Here is a 2,407-nt window from a genome sequence, read left to right as displayed (position 1 = left end):
GCTGCCGACCAGCAGCCGTCGCCAGCCGTGCAGCCCGTGCGTGCCCATCACGATCAGGTCCGCCTCGGATTCGGCAGCCGTGCGCAGCAGCACGGCCGCCACCTCCTCGCCATAGGCGTCCACGGCCCGCACCTCGCCCGCCACGCCGGCCGCCGCGAAGCGCGCCCGCGCCTCGGCCAGCACGGCGGTGGCGAGCTCGACGCCGGGCGGCAAGTCGGGCTCGGCGTCGGGAAAACCGGCATCGACATCCACCAGCCTGGCGGCATGCACCACCACGCAGACGGCCGTCACGACCGCCTGCATCGATACGGCCAGGCGCAGCGCCTCCTCGAGCGCACGATGCGCGCCGGCACTGTCGTCGAGAGCAAGAAAGATGTGCTTGAACATGGATGGCCCTCCTGGTTGCGTCGTCTCTCGGGCGGCAAGGGCATCCAGCGCGATACGACGGCGAGCATCGTTGCGATTTAACAAACTGTGCTCGATTGCCTCTTGCCATTAGCCAAAAATAGGTAAACCGATCACAATTTCACATTGAAAAGAACGAACGCTCGTCACCGCGGCGAGCCGGCCGATGGACGCGCGCCGCAGTGGGCGCGCGGATACGGCTCGCGGCGCGGCTCACACCTATAACGTCATGACCGATAGCGGCTCTTCCCGCCCTTCTTCCGGCCCGGCCGGCGCCCGCCCGCGCTCGCGTCTGGCCGTCGAGCTGTCCCGCCCGGCCAGCGTGGGCTTTGGCGCCTTCGTGGTGGGCGCGGCGCTGGCCGCCGGGCTGGCCTGGTTCGTCGGCCAGTCCTGGCAGGACGCCGTCGGCGCGCGCTTCGCGCGGCGCGCCGGCAATGTCACCGCCAACCTGCATCGCGAGCTGCTGGCCAGCGGCGCGATGCTGAACGGCGCACGCGGCCTGCTGCAGCTCACGCCCGGCATCGCGCCGGACGCCTGGCGGATCTTCGCGACGATCGCGAACCGCGCCCCCGATGCCTTCGCCGGCACCGAGCTGATCGCCGATCGCGGCGGCTGGCTGCGTGCGGTGGCCGCGCCCGGCACGCGCTGGTCCGACGCGAACCTGATGTGCGGCGCGACCGGCACGACGGCCGCGCGCGAAAGCCGGACCTCGGCCGGCGGCATCGACGCGCTGCTGGCGCGGATCGACGCCGAGCCGGTGGCCGACATCGAGGGCGGTTACACGCACTGAGCACACTGAGCCTCCGGCGCAGCCCCGAACCCCGTCACGCCGGCACGAATACTCCCCTCCCATATCCAAGGACCCAACACGCCATGAACCCGCCCCGCTCCACCAGCCGACGACGCTTCCTGCAATCGGGCGCCGCCGGTACCGGCCTCGCCCTGCTGCCCGCGCTCGGCGCGACGGCCTTCGCGCAATCGGGCCCGCGCCCGGTGCTGAAGGCCGGCGACCAGAAAGGCGGCCTGCGCGCGCTGCTGGAGGCCGCCAATGCCCTCGGCGGCCTGCCCTACGATATTCAGTGGACCGAATTTCCGGCCGCGGCGCCGCTGGCCGAGGCACTCAACGCGGCCGCCGTCGATTGCGGCCCGATCGGCGATGCGCCGCTGATCTTCGCGCTGTCCTCGGGGGCGCGCGTCAAGGCGATCGCGGCGAACCGCTCGGACGCCTACGGCACCGCGGTGATGGTGCGGCCCGACGCGGCCATGCGCGGCGCCGCCGACCTGAAGGGCAAGCGCGTGGGGACCACGCGCGGCTCGATCGGCCACTACGTGACGCTCAAGGCGCTCGACGCGGCGGCGCTGCCGCCCAGCGCGGTGGACTTCCGCTTCCTGCCGCCGGCCGACACCATGCTCGCGCTGGCCACCGGCTCGATCGACGCCTGGGCGACCTGGGAACCCTACACGGCGCTGGCCGAGACCAGCGGGCGCGCGCGCGTGCTGGTCAACGGGCGCGGCCTGTCCTCGGGGCTCAGCTACATCGCCGCCACCGATACGGCGATCGACGGCAAGCGCGCGGTGCTGCAGGACTTCGTGCGGCGCGTGGCAGGCGCGCAGCGCTGGTCCTATCGCCACGCCGACGCGTTCTCGGCCACCCTGGCGCGCATCATCGGCATCCCCGAGGCGGCCGCCAGGCTGCAGTTCGAGCGGCGCGCCACCCAGTGGCTGCCGATCGATGCGCCGCTGGTGGCCGAGCAGCAAGCCACCGCCGACTTCTATCGCAAGGTCGGCATGCTGCGCCAGCCGCTCGACGTCGGCCCGACCTTCGACCGCGGTTTCCCGCTCGGCTCGGCCTGAGCGGGCGTGGCGCTCGGGCGCTCGCCGCCGCGCGCGGGCGGCCATGCGCAGAGCGTCGACGCCGCGTGAGGGTGCTCGGCGCTTCAGCGGGCGGCGCTTCGGCACTTCGGCGAGCGGCGAGCGGCGAGCGGCAGGCGGAAGGCGGCAG

Annotated in this window: 3 protein-coding genes; 2 read left to right on the top strand and 1 reads right to left on the bottom strand. The window is 73.0% G+C overall.

Annotation, left to right across the window (positions count from 1 at the left end):
• The coding region (locus F3J18_RS36735) for a universal stress protein (RefSeq protein ID WP_166917039.1) at nucleotides 1-387 on the bottom strand (387 nt) is incomplete at its 3' end.
• Between the two features lie 247 nt (nucleotides 388-634).
• Here F3J18_RS36735 and F3J18_RS38455 point away from each other — a divergent pair.
• Together F3J18_RS38455 and F3J18_RS36725 are read left to right on the top strand one after the other, a co-directional pair.
• On the top strand, nucleotides 635-1,195 hold the full coding sequence (locus tag F3J18_RS38455) for a hypothetical protein (protein ID WP_240156516.1): 561 nt from the start codon (nucleotides 635-637) through the stop codon (nucleotides 1,193-1,195).
• Between the two features lie 83 nt (nucleotides 1,196-1,278).
• Nucleotides 1,279-2,259: an ABC transporter substrate-binding protein gene (locus tag F3J18_RS36725; protein ID WP_166917037.1), complete on the top strand. Its 981-nt coding sequence runs from the start codon at nucleotides 1,279-1,281 to the stop codon at nucleotides 2,257-2,259.
• The last annotated feature ends 148 nt before the right edge of the window (nucleotides 2,260-2,407 follow it).

Origin of the sequence: Burkholderia sp. Ax-1720 (assembly GCF_011753035.1) — a bacterium.
Lineage (GTDB): Bacteria > Pseudomonadota > Gammaproteobacteria > Burkholderiales > Burkholderiaceae > Burkholderia > Burkholderia gladioli.
The sequence above is the reverse complement of the archived record's forward strand: the minus strand, read 5'-3'. Positions and strand labels throughout refer to the sequence as shown.

Bases quoted from the DNA above. Each gene is read 5' to 3' on its own strand.
- F3J18_RS36725 (WP_166917037.1), top strand. From the start codon at position 1,279: ATGAACCCGCCCCGCTCCACCAGCCGACGACGCTTCCTGCAATCGGGC.
- F3J18_RS38455 (WP_240156516.1), top strand. From the start codon at position 635: ATGACCGATAGCGGCTCTTCCCGCCCTTCTTCCGGCCCGGCCGGCGCC.